The 17804-nt window shown below is 68.0% G+C and carries 15 protein-coding genes; 10 read left to right on the top strand and 5 right to left on the bottom strand.

Features of this window, described 5'->3' with window-relative positions; translation table 11 throughout:
* Nucleotides 1–82: 82 nt before the first annotated feature.
* Nucleotides 83–1435 carry a glucarate dehydratase gene (gene gudD / locus HMPREF3115_RS02295; protein WP_070553334.1) on the bottom strand — a complete coding sequence of 451 codons (1353 nt, stop codon included), beginning with the start codon at nucleotides 1433–1435 and terminating at the stop codon, nucleotides 83–85.
* Nucleotides 1436–1720: 285 nt separating this feature from the next.
* Between gudD and HMPREF3115_RS02300 the strand changes: the two genes are divergently transcribed.
* Complete coding sequence (locus HMPREF3115_RS02300) at nucleotides 1721–2482, top strand: FadR/GntR family transcriptional regulator (protein ID WP_006401228.1); 762 nt, start codon at nucleotides 1721–1723, stop codon at nucleotides 2480–2482.
* Between the two features lie 170 nt (nucleotides 2483–2652).
* On the opposite strand, the gene HMPREF3115_RS02305 is transcribed toward HMPREF3115_RS02300, so the two are convergent.
* The 3 genes from HMPREF3115_RS02305 to pdxY form a co-directional block, all read right to left on the bottom strand.
* Nucleotides 2653–3801 (bottom strand): branched-chain amino acid ABC transporter substrate-binding protein, encoded by a 1149-nt coding sequence (locus HMPREF3115_RS02305; RefSeq protein ID WP_070553335.1) that lies wholly within the window; start codon nucleotides 3799–3801, stop codon nucleotides 2653–2655.
* 349 nt (nucleotides 3802–4150) lie between these two features.
* Complete coding sequence (locus HMPREF3115_RS02310; RefSeq protein ID WP_070553336.1) at nucleotides 4151–6307, bottom strand: phosphocholine-specific phospholipase C; 2157 nt, start codon at nucleotides 6305–6307, stop codon at nucleotides 4151–4153.
* A gap of 277 nt (nucleotides 6308–6584) precedes the next feature.
* On the bottom strand, nucleotides 6585–7445 hold the full coding sequence (gene pdxY / locus HMPREF3115_RS02315) for a pyridoxal kinase PdxY (protein WP_006401223.1): 861 nt from the start codon (nucleotides 7443–7445) through the stop codon (nucleotides 6585–6587).
* A 164-nt stretch (nucleotides 7446–7609) separates the two neighbouring features.
* On the opposite strand from pdxY, the gene HMPREF3115_RS02320 reads away from it, so the two are divergent.
* Entirely contained in the window at nucleotides 7610–8671 is a 1062-nt protein-coding gene (locus tag HMPREF3115_RS02320; protein ID WP_070553337.1) for an alpha/beta fold hydrolase, read from the top strand.
* A 63-nt stretch (nucleotides 8672–8734) separates the two neighbouring features.
* Here HMPREF3115_RS02320 and HMPREF3115_RS02325 read toward each other — a convergent pair whose 3' ends face one another.
* The gene (locus HMPREF3115_RS02325) at nucleotides 8735–9733 is read right to left on the bottom strand and encodes an LLM class flavin-dependent oxidoreductase (protein ID WP_006401221.1); all 999 of its coding nucleotides are present in this window, start codon (nucleotides 9731–9733) and stop codon (nucleotides 8735–8737) included.
* A 630-nt stretch (nucleotides 9734–10363) separates the two neighbouring features.
* On the opposite strand from HMPREF3115_RS02325, the gene hpnI reads away from it, so the two are divergent.
* The 8 genes from hpnI to HMPREF3115_RS02365 all read left to right on the top strand — a co-directional run.
* A complete protein-coding gene (gene hpnI, locus HMPREF3115_RS02330) occupies nucleotides 10364–11545 on the top strand; it encodes a bacteriohopanetetrol glucosamine biosynthesis glycosyltransferase HpnI (RefSeq protein ID WP_070553338.1) in 1182 nt (393 codons plus the stop codon).
* Between the two features lie 174 nt (nucleotides 11546–11719).
* Nucleotides 11720–13162 (top strand): hopanoid biosynthesis associated radical SAM protein HpnJ, encoded by a 1443-nt coding sequence (gene hpnJ, locus HMPREF3115_RS02335; protein ID WP_306300585.1) that lies wholly within the window; start codon nucleotides 11720–11722, stop codon nucleotides 13160–13162.
* Between the two features lie 3 nt (nucleotides 13163–13165).
* On the top strand, nucleotides 13166–14050 hold the full coding sequence (gene hpnK / locus HMPREF3115_RS02340) for a hopanoid biosynthesis-associated protein HpnK (RefSeq protein ID WP_006408161.1): 885 nt from the start codon (nucleotides 13166–13168) through the stop codon (nucleotides 14048–14050).
* Entirely contained in the window at nucleotides 14047–15078 is a 1032-nt protein-coding gene (locus HMPREF3115_RS02345; RefSeq protein WP_070553339.1) for a lysylphosphatidylglycerol synthase domain-containing protein, read from the top strand. Before hpnK ends, HMPREF3115_RS02345 begins: the two co-directional genes overlap by 4 nt.
* A gap of 85 nt (nucleotides 15079–15163) precedes the next feature.
* Nucleotides 15164–15721 carry a hypothetical protein gene (locus tag HMPREF3115_RS02350; protein WP_006408162.1) on the top strand — a complete coding sequence of 186 codons (558 nt, stop codon included), beginning with the start codon at nucleotides 15164–15166 and terminating at the stop codon, nucleotides 15719–15721.
* 323 nt (nucleotides 15722–16044) lie between these two features.
* On the top strand, nucleotides 16045–16734 hold the full coding sequence (locus HMPREF3115_RS02355) for an ABC transporter permease (protein ID WP_012467549.1): 690 nt from the start codon (nucleotides 16045–16047) through the stop codon (nucleotides 16732–16734).
* Nucleotides 16731–17444: an ABC transporter permease gene (locus HMPREF3115_RS02360; protein WP_070553340.1), complete on the top strand. Its 714-nt coding sequence runs from the start codon at nucleotides 16731–16733 to the stop codon at nucleotides 17442–17444. The genes HMPREF3115_RS02355 and HMPREF3115_RS02360 overlap by 4 nt, the downstream gene beginning before the upstream one ends.
* Before the next feature lie 21 nt (nucleotides 17445–17465).
* Nucleotides 17466–17804, top strand: a 339-nt coding sequence (locus HMPREF3115_RS02365; RefSeq protein ID WP_141751618.1) for an ATP-binding cassette domain-containing protein, incomplete at its 3' end; no start/stop codon positions are given.

Below are 17804 nucleotides of genomic sequence, written 5' to 3' on the forward strand. Positions count from 1 at the left end.
GGCTCGCGCGCCGCGCGCAGCAGCGTGACGCGCGTGTCGCTCGCGCGACGCGCTCACGCCGGTCCGTCCCGGCCCGCGGCGCTCAGCGCACGAGGCACGGGCGCTTGTTGTCGAAGGTCCAGCCCGGAATCAGGGACTGCATCGCCGCCGCGTCGTCGCGCGCGCCGAGGCCGTGCTGCTTGTACAGCTCATGCGCACGCGCGACGGCGTCCATGTCGATGTCGACGCCGAGCCCCGGCCGCTTCGGCACTTCGACGAGCCCGTTCTCGATCTTCAGCGGCTCGCGCGTCAGCCGCTCGCCGTCCTGCCAGATCCAGTGCGTGTCGATCGCTGTCACGCGGCCCGGCGCTGCCGCCGCGACATGCGTGAACATCGCCAGCGACACGTCGAAGTGGTTGTTCGAATGCGAGCCCCACGTCAGCCCCCAGTCGCGGCACATCTGCGCGACGCGCACCGAGCCCTGCATCGTCCAGAAGTGCGGATCGGCGAGCGGGATGTCGACCGCGTTCAACTGCACCGCGTGGCCCATCTGCCGCCAGTCGGTCGCGATCATGTTGGTCGCGGTCGGCAGGCCCGTCGCGCGTCGGAATTCGGCCATCACCTCGCGGCCGGAATAGCCGTTCTCGGCGCCGCACGGGTCTTCCGCGTACGCGAGCACGTGATGCAGGTCGCGACAGAGGCGCACGGCCTCGTCGAGCGACCATGCGCCGTTCGGGTCGAGCGTCACGCGCGCGCTCGGGAAGCGCTCGGCGAGCGCGGTGACGGCCTCCACTTCGCGCGCGCCTTCGAACACGCCGCCTTTCAGCTTGAAGTCGTTGAAGCCGTAGCGCGCGTGCGCGGCTTCCGCGAGCCGCACGACCGCTTCCGGCGTCAGCGCGGGCTCGTTGCGCACGCGCGTCCAGTCGTCGCTCGCGTCGCGGCCGTCGCGATACGGCAGCGCGGTTTTCGTGCGATCGCCGACATAGAACAGATAGCCCAGCATCTCGACGCTTTCGCGTTGCTGGCCTTCGCCGAGCAACGCCGCGACCGGCACGCCGAGATGCTGGCCGAGCAGGTCGAGCAGCGCGGCTTCGAGCGCGGTGACCGCGTGGATCGTCGTGCGCAGATCGAAGGTCTGCAGGCCGCGGCCGCCGGCATCGCGGTCCGCGAACGTGCGGCGCACCGCGTTGAGCACGGCCTGGTAGTTGCCGACCGGCTGACCGACGACGAGCGCGCGCGCATCGTCGAGCGTGCGGCGGATGCTTTCGCCGCCCGGCACCTCCCCGACGCCGGTGCGGCCGGCGCTGTCCTTGAGGATCACGAGGTTGCGGGTGAAGAACGGGCCGTGCGCGCCGCTCAGGTTGAGCAGCATGCTGTCGTGACCGGCGACCGGGATCGCTTGCAGGTCGACGATGCGCGGCGTATCGGAGGAGGGCGAGGCAGTGACGGCTTTCATGGCGGCGATGGCGATAAGGTAGGCGGTGCCGCACGGCAAAAGCTTTGCCGCGCGTGGCGGGAGGTGCGATCATTCGACAACCGATGTGCGCGGGCGCCGTAGCGGTCGCGAAGCGGCGCATCGCCAAGCGTGACGGGGCGCCAATGTCAATGCAGCCGAGGCCACGCGTCGCGATCATCAGTCATCGGATGACTTGTGACGCAGTATAATGAAACCACGGCTTTCGCTCAAACCCCGCGTAAACCCTCGGCTCACACTACGATCATTCAGAAAGGAACCGGCCTCATGTCCGTGCCTACGCTTCCCGCAGCGCCGCGCCGTCGCGCGCGCAGCCTTGCACAAGATGTCGTCGACGCGCTGACCGCGCAGATCGAAAACGGCACGCTGCGCCCTGGCGACAAGCTGCCGACCGAAACCGAAGTGATGGCGGCGCAGGGGGTGAGCCGCACGGTCGTGCGCGAGGCAATCTCGCGGATGCAGGCGAGCGGCCTGATCGAGACGCGCCACGGAATCGGCAGCTTCGTGCTCGAACCGTCGCGCCGCCAGGCGCTCGGCATCGACCCGGCGACGATCACGACGCTGCGCGACGTGCTCGCGGTGCTCGAGCTGCGCATCAGCCTCGAGAGCGAGTGCGCGAGCCTCGCCGCGCAGCGCGCGACGGATGCCGATCTCGCCGCGCTGCGCCGCGCGCTCGACGCGATCGCGACGGGCTCCGGCGGCGGGCGCGACACCGCGCAGCTCGACTATCAATTCCATCTGCAGATCGCGCAGTCCACCGGCAACCGCTATTTCGTCGACATCATGACGCAGCTCGGCGCGTCGATCATTCCGCGCACGCGCGTGAATTCCGCGCGCTTCGCCGGCGACGACCTCGAGCGCTACGTCGGCCGCCTGAACCACGAGCACGAGGACATCTACGAAGCGATCGCGCGCCACGATCCGGAGGCCGCGCGTGCGGCGATGCGCACGCATCTGACCAACAGCCGCGAGCGGCTGCGCCGCGCGCACGAGGCCGCCGAGGCCGAGCGCGACACGCAGGCGAACTGAGGCGCGCGCAACGGCGCGGCGCAATCGCGCGTTGTGCCGGACCGCACCGCCGATGCGTCACGCCGCAACATCAGTCGTCGTACAAGACCGACCACTTGACCGCATCGTGGAGACGGGGCGGCCCGCGGTAGGGCGGCCCGCGCCGCCCGTCCCCCGGACCGCCATCCCGATCAGCCTCCCTTCGTGACGATCGTCTTCCACGCGCCGTTCTTCACCTGATACAGCGTCGACATCCCGCTCTTCAGCGAGCCGTCCTTCGCGAACGAGATGCGCCCGGTGATGCCCTCGAAGTCGATCTTCTTCAGCGCCGGCCGATAGACGTTCGGATCGGTCGAGCCGGCCGCCTGCATCGCCTTGATCGCGGCCCACGTCGCGTCGTAGCCGAACTGCGCGTACGACAGCACGTCGACGCCGAAACGCTTCTTGAACCGCTGCTCGAAATCCTTGCCCTGCGGCAGCTCGTCGAGCGGGCGCCCGTACTCCCATGCCATCGCGCCTTCGGCCGCCGGGCCGGCGATCTTGATGAACTCGTTGTCCTTCACGCCGCCGCCACCGACGAATTGCGCATTGAGCCCGAGCTGGCGCATCTGCTTGATGAAGTTCGCCGCGAGCGCGTCGAGGCCGCCGAAGAAGATCAGGTCCGGGTTCTTGCCCTTCAGGCTCGTGATCTGCGCGCGGAAATCGACGGCCTGGTTGTTCGTGAACTCGCGCGCGATGATCGTGCCGCCGGCCACCTTCACGGCCTTCTCGAACTCGTCGGCCTCGCCCTGACCGAATGCGGTGCGGTCGTCGACGATCGCGATGCGCTTCGCCTTCGTCACCTCGACCGCGTATTTGCCCGCGTTGCCCGCGTTCTGGCCGTCGGTCGCGATCACCATGAACATGTTGGCGAGCCCGCGCGACGTGAGCGTCGGGTTCGTCGCGGCCGGATCGATGACGGGGATGCCGGCCTTGTCGTAGACGACCGACGCCGGAATCGTCGTGCCGGAATTGAAGTGGCCGACCACGACCGACACGTTCTTGTCGACGAGCGCCTGCGCGGCTTGCACGCCGACGCGCGGGTCGGCCTGATCGTCCTGCACGATCAGGCTGAAGTGCGCGGGCTTGCCGGCGATCTGCACCTTCTGCGCGACCGCATCGTCGAGCGCGAGCTGCACGCCGTTCTGCAGATCCTTGCCGTAGCCGGCGTTCACGCCGGTCAGCGGGGCGGCGAAGCCGACCTTCACGTCGAGTTCGTCGGCCGCCTGCGCGGCCTGTTGCGAGAAGAGGGCAAGCGCGGATGCAATCGACACGGACAACAATGAATGGCGAAGTTTCATGTTCGATCCTCTTGTTCGACACCGGCGGGTGGGCACCGCACGCGGCCGGGCGCGTGCGGCGGACGGGCGGTTCGACCGCTTCTCGGAATCGGGCGCAGGGCGGCGGAACGACGCTCGGAATGACCCCGCGAGGCTCCGGAGGAGCCCCGATCGCCTCGATATATAGGTCGCCGAATTGCGTGGGTCTTGGCAGTTCGACACGCATTCGGTGCGGATTTGCGCATAGCTTCCGCGCCGGCGCGTGCGGCCGGTATCGGGATATTCCCGCCGCGAACGGGCGGGGAGGGTGCGAATGCAACGGATGCGCGGGCGCACCGCAGCCCGTCCGGGCCGCGGTGCGACACCGCGCTTAGCCGGCCGATGCGTCGGACAGCGCGTCCGACGCCGCGCCGGCGCCCGTGCCGGACGCGCTCGTGCGGATCAGCGGATCGCTGGTGCTCGCGCGGCCCGTTTCGACGTGGCCCGCGAAGCGGCGCAGGAAGCCGAGCGGCTGCCCGTCACTGACGGTCAGGTCGTACCAGCCGTGGCTGCCGCGCAGATCCCAGTAGTCGTCGACGTGGGCGCCCGGCGCGAGCTCGAACGTGCGCGCGGCGCCGCTGCCGTACGCGTTCGTCACCGTGAGGCGCACCGTGCGGTGTCCGCGGTTCATGAGGCGCAGCGTGATGTTGCCGTTCGCGACGTCGTAGCCGTAGATCGCTTCCGGGTTCGCGTCCGCGTGCCCCACGCCGGTCGCGAACGGGCCGCGGAAATGGCAGTAGAAACCGTTCGGGCCGTACACGTCGAGGTCGTACCGGCCGAGCGACGGCGCGGCGCTCCACGTATCGGCGATGCGCTTGCCGGCTTCGACGGTGTACGTCCACGGGCCGTCGACGCGGTTGCGCGACTGCACCTGGAACGCGGCGCCCGCGCGGCCCGTATTCGCGAAGTTCAGCCGGAACCGGCCGGCGGCCGGCTCGACGCGGCCGTGCACGAACAGCTCGTACGGCAGCGCGCGCGCCGGGCGCAGCCCGGGCTCCTGCGTCGGCAGCGTCTGCAGCACCGGCGGCACCGGGATGTAGTCGGGATGACGATTGCGGTCGGCCGGCGCGTATGCGCTCGTGTCGGGCAGCGTCGGCCAGCTTGCGTCGGGCGTCGAGAAGTCGAACGCGGACGTGAGATCGCCGCACACCGCACGGCGCCACGGCGAAATGTTGGCCGCCTTGACCGCGTACTGCGCGCCGAAACGCGCCTCGATGAATTGCAGCAGCGAGGTGTGATCGAAGGTCTGCGAGCAGACCCAGCCGCCCTTGGTCCACGGCGACACGACGAGCATCGGCACGCGCGGCCCGAGCCCGTACGGGCCGGCCATGTGCGACGCGTCGCCGGCGAACACCTCGTTGGTCGTCGCGACGGTCGACAGCCCGTTGTCGCGCGACTGCGGCGCGAACGGCGGCGGCACGTGGTCGAAGAAGCCGTCGTTCTCGTCGTACGTGATGAAGAGCGCAGTCTTGCTCCAGACGTCCGGGTTCGACACGAGCGTCTTCAGCACCTGCTCGATGTACCACGCACCGTAGTTCGCCGGCCAGTTCGGATGCTCGGAATACGCTTCCGGTGCGCAGATCCAGGAGACCTGCGGCAGCGTGCCGTTCTTCACGTCCTGCTGCAGCACGTCGAACAGCGTGCCGCCGGCGCTGACGTTCGTGCCGGTGCGCGCGTTGTCGTACAGCGGCGTGCCCGGCAGCGCGGTGCGGTACTGGTTGAAGTAGAGCAGCGAGTTGTCGCCGTAGTTGCCGATGTACGGGTTCTGCGTCCAGCCCCACGAGCCGTTCGCGTCGAGGCCGGTGCCGACGTCCTGGTAGATCTTCCACGACACGCCGGCCTGCTGCAGCACTTCCGGATAGGTGGTCCAGCCGTAGCCCTTTTCCTCGTTGCCGAGCACGGGGCCGCCGCCGATGCCGTCGTTGCCGACGTAGCCAGTCCACATGTAGTAGCGGTTCGGATCGGTCGAGCTCGGGATCGCGCAGTGATAGGCGTCGCAGATCGTGAACGCGTCCGCGAGCTGATAGTGGAACGGAATGTCGTCGCGCTGCAGGTACGCCATCGTCGTCGTGCCCTTGTTCGGCACCCACTGATCGTAGCGACCCTTGTTCCACGCCGCGTGCATGTCTTGCCAGCCGTGCGGCAGATCCTGCAGGAACTGCATCCCGAGCTTGTCCGCGCCCGGATGGAACGGCAGCAGTTCGGCCGCGCCGACCGGCTGATGGAACACCGACTTGCCGTTCGCGAGGCGCAGCGGCCGCGGATCGCCGAAGCCGCGCACGCCGCGCAGCGTGCCGAAGTAATGGTCGAACGAGCGGTTCTCCTGCATCAGGATCACGATGTGTTCGATGTCGCGGATCGTGCCGGTGCGGCGGTTCGCGGGAATCGCGAGCGCGTCGCGGATCACGGGCGGAAACAGGTTCAGCGCGGCGGCGCCGGCGGTGCCGGCGGCGAGGCGCAGGAAATCACGACGGTTCGATCGGGTCATGGTCGTTATCGTGCGGTAAAGGGAGGGCGCCGGTTGGCGGGACGGGCGGCGGCGCGCCCGCGCCGCGATAGCCTGCCGCCCGGGTCGTGCCGCCGCGAGCATAGCGGGGTTTCGGTGTCATTCATGTGAAGCCCGGAAACGTTTGCATGCGGGCTCCGCGTCGCGGCGAACGCACGGCCGATCGGCGGAAATGGCGGTGTATGCGACGTGAAGCGATCGCGCGGGAGGGCAGGACGAGCCGCACGGTGCGCAGCGCGCGGCGAGGAGGTGCGACGCGTCAGGCGTCGGTCACCCACGCGCCGAACCATTCGCTCGGGCGCGCGATTTCGTCCTGCGCGGCGATCAGTTCGAGTTCGTAGCGGCGCGCGTCGTAGGTCGCCTTGACGACCGCGTGCACGGCCGCGAGCGTGTGCTCGAACGCGGCGCGCACCGAGTCGCCGCGCAGCCGGCGCGCGACGAAGATCGCGCTGGTGAGGTCGCCGACGCCGACCGGATGACGCGGAAACGCATACAGCGGACGCTGGCCGATCCACGCTTCGGTCTCGGTGACGGCCAGCATGTTGAAGCGGTCGGCGGGGCTGTTGCGGTCGTGCAGGTGCTTGACGAGGATGATCTTCGGGCCGCGCGCGATCAGCGTGCGGCATGCGTCGACCGCTTCGGCGACGGTCTCGATGCGTCGGCCCGCGAGTTTCTGCAGCTCGGTGTGGTTGGGCGACATGCCGTCCGCGAGCGCCGGCATTTCGTTGACGATGAATTCCTCGACGCCGGGCTCGGGCCGGATGCCGCCCGTCTGGCCCATCGCGGGATCGCAGAAGTACCACGCGTTCGGATTCATCGCCTTCACGGCGCGCACGATCTCGACGGTCGCGCGCGCCTGCGCGGGCGAGCCGGCGAAGCCCGACAGCACGGCGTCGCAGCGCTTGAGCGCGCCGATCGCGGCGATCCCGTCGACGAGCTGCTCCATCTTCGCGGCGTCGATCGCGCTGCCGGCCCAGTGGCCGTACTGCATGTGATTCGACAGCTGGACGGTGTTGAGCGGCCAGACGTTGACGCCCAGGCGCTGCATCGGAAACACGGCCGCGCTATTGCCGGCGTGGCCGTAGATGACGTGCGACTGAATGCTGAGGACGTTTTTCATGGGAATTCGCCGGCTCGCGTTTCAGGGTCACGTCACACGATACCCGAGTTCGCCGCGCGCGCGGAAGTCGCGCGGCGCACGGTGTTGCGCGCCGTCGTCAGCGCGACCCGCGTAGAATCGCGGGGCACGGCGCTGCCCGTGCGTGTCCAATTACCGTGAACGCCATGTTTTCGACTCGCAAGATGTTGTCCGCCGTGCGAACCGCGCTCGTCGGCGCGGGCGCCGCCGCCGCGTGCGCGACGGCCGTCGCGGCCATCGTGCCGGCCGCGGCCGGCAACGACGGGCCCGCCTACGGTCCGCGGCTGGAAGGCTTCGACTATCCGGCGCCGCTGCACCGCTACGCATTCGTGTCGCAGCGCGAAACGCTCGAAATGGTGTACCTCGACGTGCCGCCTGCGCATCCGAACGGCCGCACGGTCGTGCTGCTGCACGGGAAGAATTTCTGCGCCGCGACGTGGGAAGACACGATCGGCGTGCTGAGCCGCGCCGGCTACCGCGTGATCGCGCCGGACCAGATCGGCTTCTGCAAGTCGTCGAAGCCCGAGCGCTACCAGTACAGCTTCCAGCAGCTCGCGCGCAACACGCATGCGCTGCTCGAATCGATCGGCGTGAAGTCGGCCACGCTCGTCGGCCATTCGACCGGCGGCATGCTCGCGATGCGCTATGCGCTGATGTATCCGAAGGCGATCGAGCAGCTCGTGCTCGTGAACCCGATCGGTCTGGAGGACTGGAAGGCGCTCGGCGTGCCGCCGCTGTCGGTCGACTATTGGTACGCGCGCGAACTGAAGACGTCGGCGGACGGCATACGCCGCTACGAGCAGGCGACCTACTACGCGGGCAAGTGGGCGCCGTCGTACGAGCGCTGGGTGCAGATGCTCGCGGGCATGTACCGCGGGCCGGGCCGCGACATCGTCGCGTGGAATTCCGCGCTGATCTACGACATGATCCTCACGCAGCCGGTGGTCTACGAGCTCGGCGCGATCCGCGTGCCGACGCTGCTGCTGATCGGCGACAAGGACACGACGGCGATCGGCAAGGACGTCGCACCGCCCGACGTGCATGCGAAGCTCGGCCGTTATCCGGAGCTCGCGAAGCGCACGCAGGCCGCGATTCCCGGCGCGCAGCTCGTCGAATTTCCGACGCTCGGACACGCGCCGCAGATCCAGGATCCGGACGCCTTCCACAAGGCGCTGCTCGACGGGCTCGACGCGGTGCGCACGCCGTAACGCGCAGCCGCGGCGTGCGGCATGCGGCCGCGCGCATCTCGGCAGCGGCGCCCGGCGCCGTTGCTATCGCCGCTCGCTCGCGAGCTCGTCGCGGATCTGCGCGGCCAGTTCGAACGAGCGCAGCCGCGCCGCGTGATCGTAGATCTGCGCGGTGATGATCAGCTCGTCCGCGCCCGTTTGCGCGATCCGGTCGCGCAGCTTGTCGCGCACCGTGTCGCGCGAGCCGACGGCCGCGAACGACAGCGAATGCGCGACGTTCGCGAGTTCGAGTTCGTTCGCCTCGAGCACGTCGACCGGCGGCGGCAGCTTGCCGGGCGTGCCGCGCCGCAGGTTGATGAACTGCTGCTGCAGCGACGTGAAGAGGCGCCGCGCCTCGTCGTCGGTATCGGCCGCGAACACGTTGACACCTACCATCGCATACGGCTTCGGCCACGCGGCCGACGGCCGGTACTGCGCGCGGTACACCTCGAGCGCGCGCATCAGATAGTCGGGCGCGAAGTGCGACGCGAACGCGAACGGCAGGCCGAGCATCGCGGCGAGCTGCGCGCTGAACAGGCTCGAGCCGAGCAGCCATACGGGCACGTCGAGCCCCGCGCCGGGCACCGCACGCACGCGCTGGCCGGGTGCCGGCTCGGCGAAGTAGCGCAGCAGTTCGGCGACGTCGTCGGGGAACGAATCGGCGCTGCCGATCAGGTCGCGGCGCAGCGCGCGCGACGTCGTCTGATCGGTGCCCGGCGCGCGGCCGAGGCCAAGATCGATGCGCCCCGGATACAGCGACGCCAGCGTGCCGAACTGCTCGGCGATCACGAGCGGTGCGTGATTCGGCAGCATGATGCCGCCGGAGCCGACGCGGATCGTCTTCGTGCCGCCCGCGACGTGGCCGATCACGACCGCGGTGGCCGCGCTCGCGATGCCCGGCATGTTGTGGTGTTCGGCGAGCCAGTAGCGTCGATAGCCCCAGCGCTCCGCATGTTGCGCGAGATCGAGCGTATTGCGGAAGGCCTGTGCGGCGTCGGCGCCGGCGGGAATGGGGGCGAGGTCAAGAACGGAAAACGGTGTCATCGGGTGCCTTCGAAGGGGAGGGGCGCGGTGATGTGCGCACGCAACAGATCCGTCGATTTTGCCAAAGGGTTCCGGAACGCGCTGGCGCCGCCGCGATACCCATGCCTGCAGCAGGGCCGCGCGCGAAGCGCCGGCGATCGTTGCAAAAATCAATCCAATCGTCGCTTTGTTACGAATCTTTACCGCGATTGGCGGCGAATCTGCATCGGCATACAAATCTGCACGAAAGGTTTGATTTTCAAGACTGCAATACGCCTGCAAAGCGCTTACGCTAACGTGAACGTGGCCATATCGGAGCCCTTCGTCGACCGTACAGCTTTGCTGGAATCGCACCAGTCCGTTTCGCGCGGTGCCACGCGCGGACGCGTGCAGACTGTTAAAATCCGGCGCCTGTCCATCTCGTGCCGAAGGCAATCCATCCGATTTTTCCGCGCCGGACGGCATGCGGAAACGCCACGCTGAACGGGGCACGGCCGCCTTGCGCGGACCGGGCCGTGCCGCCCCAAACACTGAGGTCGCTGGAACAAGGAGTCGGGTCGTGCCCGCGTTTGTCGCTGTCGGAATATCCCATCATGTGCCGTGCGGCCGGATCGGCCGCCACGCGGCCGGCTTCGTCGGAGGGCGCCGCCCATGACGACACCACCCGCCGTGTCGCTGCTCGACTGGCTGCTGATCGCGTTCGCGGCGGCGGCGGCCGCTTACGCGCTGCTCGCGGCATTCGCGCCGCGTCCGCGCGTCCCGCGCACGGCCGCGCGCGACGGCGCCGAACCGGTCAGCGTGCTCAAGCCGCTGTGCGGCGCCGAGCCGCATCTGTACGAGAACCTCGCGACCTTCTGCGAGCAGCATCATCCGCGTTACGAGGTGCTGTTCGGCGTCGCGTCGGCGGGCGATCCGGCGATCGCGGTCGTCGAGCGGCTGCGCACCGCGTATCCGGATCGCGACATCGCGCTCGTCGTCGACGCGCGCGTGCACGGCACGAATCTGAAGGTCAGCAATCTGATCAATCTCGCCGACCGCGCGAAATACGATCGGATCGTGATCGCAGACAGCGACATCGCAGTCGCGCCCGACTATCTCGAGCGCGTGACGGCGCCGCTGGCCGACGCGTCGGTCGGCGTCGTCACGTGTCTGTATCATGCGCGCAGCGTCGGCGGGTTCTGGACGCGCATCGGCGCGCAATTCGTCGACGCATGGTTCGCGCCGTCGGTGCGGATCACGCATCTCGGCGGCTCGAGCCGTTTCGGCTTCGGCGCGACGCTCGCGCTCACGCGCGACACGCTCGAGCGGATCGGCGGCCTGCGCGTGCTGAAGGACGAGCTCGCCGACGACTTCTGGCTCGCCGAGCTGCCGCGTCGCCTCGGGCGGCGCACCGTGCTCTCCGAGGTCGAAGTCGCGACCGACGTGATCGAGGCGTCGTTCGGCCCGCTCTGGCATCGCGAGACGCGCTGGCTGCGCACGATCCGGTCGCTGAATCCGGCCGGCTTCGCGTTCCTGTTCATCACGTTCACCGCGCCGTGGCTCGCGATCGCCGCGGCGCTCGCGCTGAAGCTCGACGGCACCGTCGCCGGCACGGTGGCCGGCGTGGCGGCGGCCGCGGGCACGTTCGGCCGGCTCGTGCTGCACGCGCGCGGCGAAGACGGCTGGCGCGCGTACTGGCGCGATCTGCCGCTCGTCGCGGTGCGCGACACGCTGCTCGCGCTCGAATGGCTGGTCGCCGCGTTCGGTACGCAGGTCGTGTGGCGCGGCGCACGCATGACGGTGGTCGGCGGCGAACGCGCGGCGGCCGCCGTGGAAGGCGGCGACGGTCGCTAGCGCCGCGTCGGACACAGGCAGGCGCGCGCGACCCGCGTGCCGACGGAATACGGCCCGGCAGCGGGCCGCCATGCGTGGCGAGCGACGCTGCCGCCGCGCGACATCACGGAGTAGCGGGCGGCCGGTACGGCGGCCCGCGGTTTTTTTGACTGAATCGTTGAGACGAATCGAACTATGCAGGCTACCGGAGCATTCATGAAAACGCTGTTCTTGCAGGCCCCGTCCTACGACGGCTTCGACGGCGGAGCCGGCTCGCGCTATCAGGCCAAGCGTGAAATCCGTTCCTTCTGGTATCCGACCTGGCTCGCGCAGCCGGCCGCGCTGGTGCCGGGCAGCCGCGTCGTCGATGCGCCCGCCGACGGCCTGTCGGTCGAGGAAACGCTGAAGATCGCGAACGACTACGACCTCGTGATCATCCATACGAGCACGCCGTCGTTCCCGACCGACGCGATGTTCGCGCAGGACCTGAAGAAGATGAAGCCGTCGATGCTGGTCGGCATGGTGGGTGCGAAGGTGATGGTCGATCCGCACAACTCGCTGACGGCGAGCGACGCGATCGACTTCGTCTGCCGCGAGGAATTCGACTACACCTGCAAGGAGCTCGCCGAAGGCAAGCCGTTCGCCGAGATCAAGGGCTTGAGCTGGCGCGCGAAGGACGGCTCGATCGAGCACAACGAAGCGCGTCCGATCCTCGAGAACATGGACGAACTGCCGTTCGTCGCGCCCGTCTACAAGCGCGACCTGAAGATCGAGAATTACTTCATCGGCTATCTGAACTATCCGTACGTGTCGATCTACACGGGCCGCGGCTGCAAGTCGCGCTGCACGTTCTGCCTGTGGCCGCAGACGGTCAGCGGCCATCGCTATCGCACGCGTTCCGTCGAGAACGTGCTCGCGGAAGCGAAGTGGATTCGCGACAACATGCCCGAAGTGAAGGAACTGATGTTCGACGACGACACCTTCACCGACGATCTGCCGCGCGCGGAAGCGATCGCCATCGGCCTCGGCAAGCTCGGCATCACGTGGTCGTGCAACGCGAAGGCGAACGTGCCGTACAAGACGCTGAAGGTGATGAAGGAAAACGGGCTGCGTCTGCTGCTCGTCGGCTTCGAATCCGGCGACGACCAGATCCTCGTGAACATCAAGAAGGGCGTGCGCACCGATTTCGCGCGCCGCTTCAGCGCGGACTGCAAGAAGCTCGGCATCAAGATCCACGGCACCTTCATCCTCGGCCTGCCGGGCGAGACGAAAGAGACGATCAAGAAGACGATCGAGTACGCGAAGGAAATCAATCCGCACACGATCCAGGTGTCGCTCGCCGCGCCGTATCCGGGCACGACGCTCTACAAGCAGGCCATCGAAAACGGCTGGATGGAAGAGAACAAGACGATCAACCTCGTCAGCAAGGAAGGCGTGCAGCTCGCCGCGATCGGCTATCCGCACCTGTCGCGCGACGAGATCTATCACCATCTCGAGCAGTTCTATCGCGAGTTCTACTTCCGTCCGTCGAAGATCTGGGAGATCGTGCGCGAGATGCTGACGAGCTGGGACATGATGAAGCGCCGTCTGCGCGAGGGCGTCGAATTCTTCCGTTTCCTGCGCGCGCACGAGGCTTGATTCGTGACGACGCAGCGGGCGGCGCGGGCGCTCATCTTCACCGCGGACGACTTCGGGCTGCATGAGCGCGTGAACGCGGCAGTCGAGCGCGCGCATCGCGACGGCGTGCTGAACGCCGCGAGCCTGATGGTCGGCGCGCCGGCCGCGCAGGATGCGATCGCGCGCGCACGGCGGCTGCCGTCGCTCGCGGTCGGTCTGCATCTGGTACTCGCGGACGGTCCCGCGACGCTGCCCGCGCGCGAGATTCCGGCGCTGGTCGGCGCCGACGGCCGCTTCGGCGACGCGATGGCGAAGGACGGCTGCCGGTTCTTCTTTCTGCCGCACGTGCGCGCGCAACTGCGCCGCGAGATCCGCGCGCAGTTCGATGCGTTCGCGGCGACCGGCCTGCCGCTCGATCACGTAAACGCGCACAAGCACTTCCATCTGCATCCGACCGTGCTGTCGATGATCGTCGAGATCGGCCGCGACTACGGCCTGCGCGCCGTGCGGCTGCCGTACGAGACGACCGCGCCCGTATGGCTGCGGCCGTGGATCGCGCTCGTGCGCGCGCGGCTCGACCGCGCGGGGCTCGCGCATAACGACTACGTGGTCGGCATCGCGCAGACGGGCCGGATGGACGAGGCCGTGCTGCTCGATGCGCTCGCGGCGCTGCCGCCCGGTGTCGGCGAGATCTACTGTCATCCGGCCGAGGCGGGCGACGGGCCGATCACGCCGACGATGGCCGACTACCGTCCCGTCGACGAACTCGACGCGCTGCTGTCGCCGCGCGTTGCCGCGGCGCTGACGCGCGCGGGCGTCGCGACCGGCGGCTTCGCGGCCGTGTTCGGCACGCGCGACGCGCAGCGGGGCGCACCCGCGGCGCGCAGACCGGGAGCCCAGCCGTCATGAGCAAATGGTTCAAATGGCTCGGCTGGCCGATCGGCATCGGCATCCTGCTCGCGCTGGGGCTGCACGAGGGGATCGGCGACGTGTCGCAGATGCTCGCGCGTGCCGGCTACGCGCTGCTGTGGCTCGTGCCGTTCCATGCGCTGCCGCTGCTGCTCGATGCGTACGCGTGGCACGTGCTGCTCGACCGGCGCGGGTCGCTGCCGTTTCTGTGGTGGATCGCGACCGTGCGCGAGGCCGTGAACCGGCTGCTGCCGGTCGTCGGGATCGGCGGCGAGCTCGTCGGGATCCGGCTCGCGCGCAGGCAAGTCGCCGATGCGAGTCGCGTGACGGCTTCGGTGATCGTCGAGGTGCTGGTGACGATCGTCGTCCAGTACGCATTTGCCGCGCTCGGCCTCGTGCTGCTGCTCGCGATGACGAACGCGATGGGCGGCGGCACGATCGGCGTCGCGCTGCTGCTGACGCTGCCGTTGCCCGTGCTCGGCGTCGTGTTGATGCGACGCGGCGGCATCTTCCATGCGATCGAGCGCTTCGCCGGGCGGCTGCTCGGCGATTCGCACCGGCTGCTGCAAGGCGTCGACGGCCGGCGGCTCGACGCCGACATCGACGCGCTGATGTCGCGCACGCGGCTGCTCTTCTCCGCGTTCTTCTGGCAGCTCGGCGGCTATGTACTCGGCGCGCTCGAGATCTACTGGGCGCTCGCGCTGCTCGGCCATCCGGTATCGATCGGCGGCGCGATCGCGATCGAAGCGATGACACAGGCCGTGCGCCATGCCGCGTTCATGGTGCCGGGCGGTCTGGGCGTGCAGGAGGCGACCGTCGTGCTGCTCGCGCAGATGTTCGGCGTCGACCGCGAAACGGCGCTGTCGCTCGCGCTCGTGAAGCGCGGCCGCGAAGTGCTGTTCAGCTGCCTGTCGCTCGCCTCGTGGCAGCTCGCCGAACTCGTGCGCACGCGCCGCCGGCTGCGCGCGGCGAATGCGGCGCCGCATGCGCCATCGCCGCGCAAGGCGGAAACCGAAACGATGCACTGACCGAGGCGGGCCGCGCGCCCGTCTCGCGCTTTCGGGCTGGCACGGGTATGCTTGCCGCGTGTTTTCTCGACCGGCGTTTCTTCCGATGATTTTTCGTTTCCGGCTGCTTCCCGTGACCGTGCTGGCCGCTGCGCTCGCGCTCGCGGGCTGCGACGACAAGCAAGGCAATCTCGACGTGCAACGTATCAGGGACTTCTTCAACGCGATCAAACCGGCGCCCTTGCTGCTCAAAGGGCTGAAGGTCGGCGAGTCGACCGAGGCCGACGTACGCGCGACGATGGGCAAGCCCGACATCGAGCGGACGTTCACCGACGGCTCGAAGCGGCTCGAATATCCGCGCGGCCCGATGGGCAATCAGACGTGGTTCGTCGATCTCGATCCGAACGGCCGCTACACGGGCGCGACGCAGGTGCTGACCGCCGAGAACTTCGCGAAGGTGCGCCCGGGGATGACCGTGGACGAAGTGCGGCGGCTGCTCGGCAAGCCGGGCGAGGTCGCGCAGTATCCGCTGAAGCCCGAGACGGTCTGGAGCTGGCGCTGGCTCGAGGACGGCGTGAACACCGACGCATTCTTCAACGTCCATTTCGGTCCGGACGGGCTCGTCTATACGACGTCGCGCTCCGACATTCTGAAAGGCCGCTGAGCGCACGCCCGGCGTCGGCGCACGGGCGCCGCTCGGCCGGCCGCGTCGACCGGTTTTGCGCTGCCGTCCGCTATATCGAAAAAGCGACCGAAAAATTGCAAAAAGTCCGCTTCGCGGCCCGTTATGTCGCTGTCAGGAAGCGGCTTTTTTCCTTTTGAAACAGTGAGATAGGCGGCGCGCCCAAACCGGCTGCCGAATTGCTGCGATGCAGCAGGCGTGCGCAGGGTGGTTTGAGGCAATCAATTTCGCTTGCGACTATCCGCGTCAGCACGGTGCGGGAAGGGATTCGCGCCGGCATTGATTCCAAGATCCAGGAGACGCGCGTGTTCCTTTACGGCTTTGGTCCCGTCCTGTGGGCCGGCACCGTGCAGACCATCGAGCTGTCGGTGCTGTCGCTCGCCACTGCGGTGGCGCTGGGGCTGATCGGCGCGGTGGCGAAGCTGTCGCACAATCGGGTGCTGCGAGCGATCGCGACCGGTTATACGACGCTGATTCGCTCGGTGCCCGATCTCGTTCTGATGCTGCTGCTGTTCTACAGCATCCAGATCTGGCTGAACCAGTTCACCGACCTGGTCGGCTGGACCCAGATCGACATCGATCCGTTCGTCGCGGGCGTGCTGACGCTCGGCTTCATCTACGGCGCGTACTTCACCGAAACGTTTCGCGGTGCGTTCCTCGCGGTGCCGCGCGGCCAGCTCGAGGCGGGCGCCGCGTACGGGATGAGCGGTGCGCGCGTGTTCGTGCGCATCCTGTTTCCGCAGATGATGCGCTTTGCGCTGCCGGGGATCGGCAACAACTGGCAGGTGCTCGTGAAGGCGACCGCGCTCGTGTCGATCATCGGCCTCGCGGACGTCGTGAAGGCCGCGCAGGACGCCGGCAAGAGCACGTTCAACATGTTCTTCTTCATCCTCGTCGCGGCGCTGATCTATCTGGCGATCACGACCGTTTCCAACCTCGTGCTGATCCAGCTCGAGAAGCGTTATTCCATGGGCGTGCGGCACGCAGAACTATGATCGAGATCCTTCAGGAATTCGGCAAGGCGTTCCTTTACTGGGACGGCCAGCGCCTCTCCGGCCTTGCGGTGACGCTGTGGCTGCTCGTTGCGTCGATTTCGCTCGGCTTCTTGTGTGCGGTACCGCTCGCGGTCGCGCGCGTGTCGAAGAAGAAGTGGGTGTCGATGCCGGTGCGGTTCTACACCTACGTGTTTCGCGGCACTCCGCTCTACGTGCAGCTGCTGCTGATGTACACGGGCATGTACAGCCTCGAGTTCGTGCGTTCGCACTCGCTGCTCGATGCGTTTTTCAGGAGCGGCTTCAACTGCGCGATTCTCGCGTTCGCGCTGAACACCTGCGCGTACACGACCGAGATCTTCGCCGGTGCGATCCGCGCGATTCCGCACGGCGAGGTTGAAGCCGCGCGGGCGTACGGGATGACGCCGTTCACGATGTACCGCCGCGTGATTCTGCCGTCGGCGCTGCGTCGTGCGCTGCCGCTGTACAGCAACGAGGTGATCCTGATGCTGCATGCGACGACCGTCGCGTTTACGGCCACCGTGCCCGACATCCTGAAGGTCGCGCGCGACGCGAATTCGGCGACGTACATGGCGTTCCAGTCGTTCGGGATCGCCGCGCTGATCTATCTTGCGGTATCGTTCGCACTCGTCGCGGCGTTTCGCCGTGCGGAGCGCCACTGGCTCGCGTATCTCGCGGCCGGCCGTCATTGATTTCACTTCGAGGAGAGCCAGTTGGCCGAGATCACTCAAACGAACGCGTCCGCTTCCGTGAAGCTTGCCGCGGTCGACATTCACAAGCGCTACGGCGACAACGAGGTGCTCAAGGGCGTGTCGCTGAACGCGAAAGCGGGCGACGTCATCAGCATCATCGGCGCGAGCGGCTCGGGCAAGAGTACGTTCCTGCGCTGCATCAATTTTCTCGAGCGGCCGAATGCGGGGCAGATCGTCGTCGACGGCGAGGCCGTGCGCACGAAGACCGACCGTGCCGGCGCGCTGGAAGTGGCCGACCACAAGCAGTTGCAGCGCATCCGCACGAAGCTTGCGATGGTGTTCCAGCACTTCAATCTTTGG

This window comes from Burkholderia sp. HMSC10F09 (assembly GCF_001806955.1).
Taxonomy (GTDB): domain Bacteria; phylum Pseudomonadota; class Gammaproteobacteria; order Burkholderiales; family Burkholderiaceae; genus Burkholderia; species Burkholderia multivorans.

What these genes read in the sequence shown, in the direction of transcription:
- hpnI (WP_070553338.1), top strand. Translation starts at nt 10,364, where the DNA reads ATGACGACACCACCCGCCGTGTCGCTGCTCGACTGGCTGCTGATCGCG.
- gudD (WP_070553334.1), bottom strand. Translation starts at nt 1,435, where the DNA reads ATGAAAGCCGTCACTGCCTCGCCCTCCTCCGATACGCCGCGCATCGTC.
- HMPREF3115_RS02305 (WP_070553335.1), bottom strand. Translation starts at nt 3,801, where the DNA reads ATGAAACTTCGCCATTCATTGTTGTCCGTGTCGATTGCATCCGCGCTT.
- pdxY (WP_006401223.1), bottom strand. Translation starts at nt 7,445, where the DNA reads ATGAAAAACGTCCTCAGCATTCAGTCGCACGTCATCTACGGCCACGCC.
- hpnJ (WP_306300585.1), top strand. Translation starts at nt 11,720, where the DNA reads ATGCAGGCTACCGGAGCATTCATGAAAACGCTGTTCTTGCAGGCCCCG.
- HMPREF3115_RS02345 (WP_070553339.1), top strand. Translation starts at nt 14,047, where the DNA reads ATGAGCAAATGGTTCAAATGGCTCGGCTGGCCGATCGGCATCGGCATC.
- HMPREF3115_RS02300 (WP_006401228.1), top strand. Translation starts at nt 1,721, where the DNA reads ATGTCCGTGCCTACGCTTCCCGCAGCGCCGCGCCGTCGCGCGCGCAGC.
- HMPREF3115_RS02350 (WP_006408162.1), top strand. Translation starts at nt 15,164, where the DNA reads ATGATTTTTCGTTTCCGGCTGCTTCCCGTGACCGTGCTGGCCGCTGCG.
- HMPREF3115_RS02320 (WP_070553337.1), top strand. Translation starts at nt 7,610, where the DNA reads ATGTTTTCGACTCGCAAGATGTTGTCCGCCGTGCGAACCGCGCTCGTC.
- HMPREF3115_RS02310 (WP_070553336.1), bottom strand. Translation starts at nt 6,307, where the DNA reads ATGACCCGATCGAACCGTCGTGATTTCCTGCGCCTCGCCGCCGGCACC.
- HMPREF3115_RS02325 (WP_006401221.1), bottom strand. Translation starts at nt 9,733, where the DNA reads ATGACACCGTTTTCCGTTCTTGACCTCGCCCCCATTCCCGCCGGCGCC.
- HMPREF3115_RS02360 (WP_070553340.1), top strand. Translation starts at nt 16,731, where the DNA reads ATGATCGAGATCCTTCAGGAATTCGGCAAGGCGTTCCTTTACTGGGAC.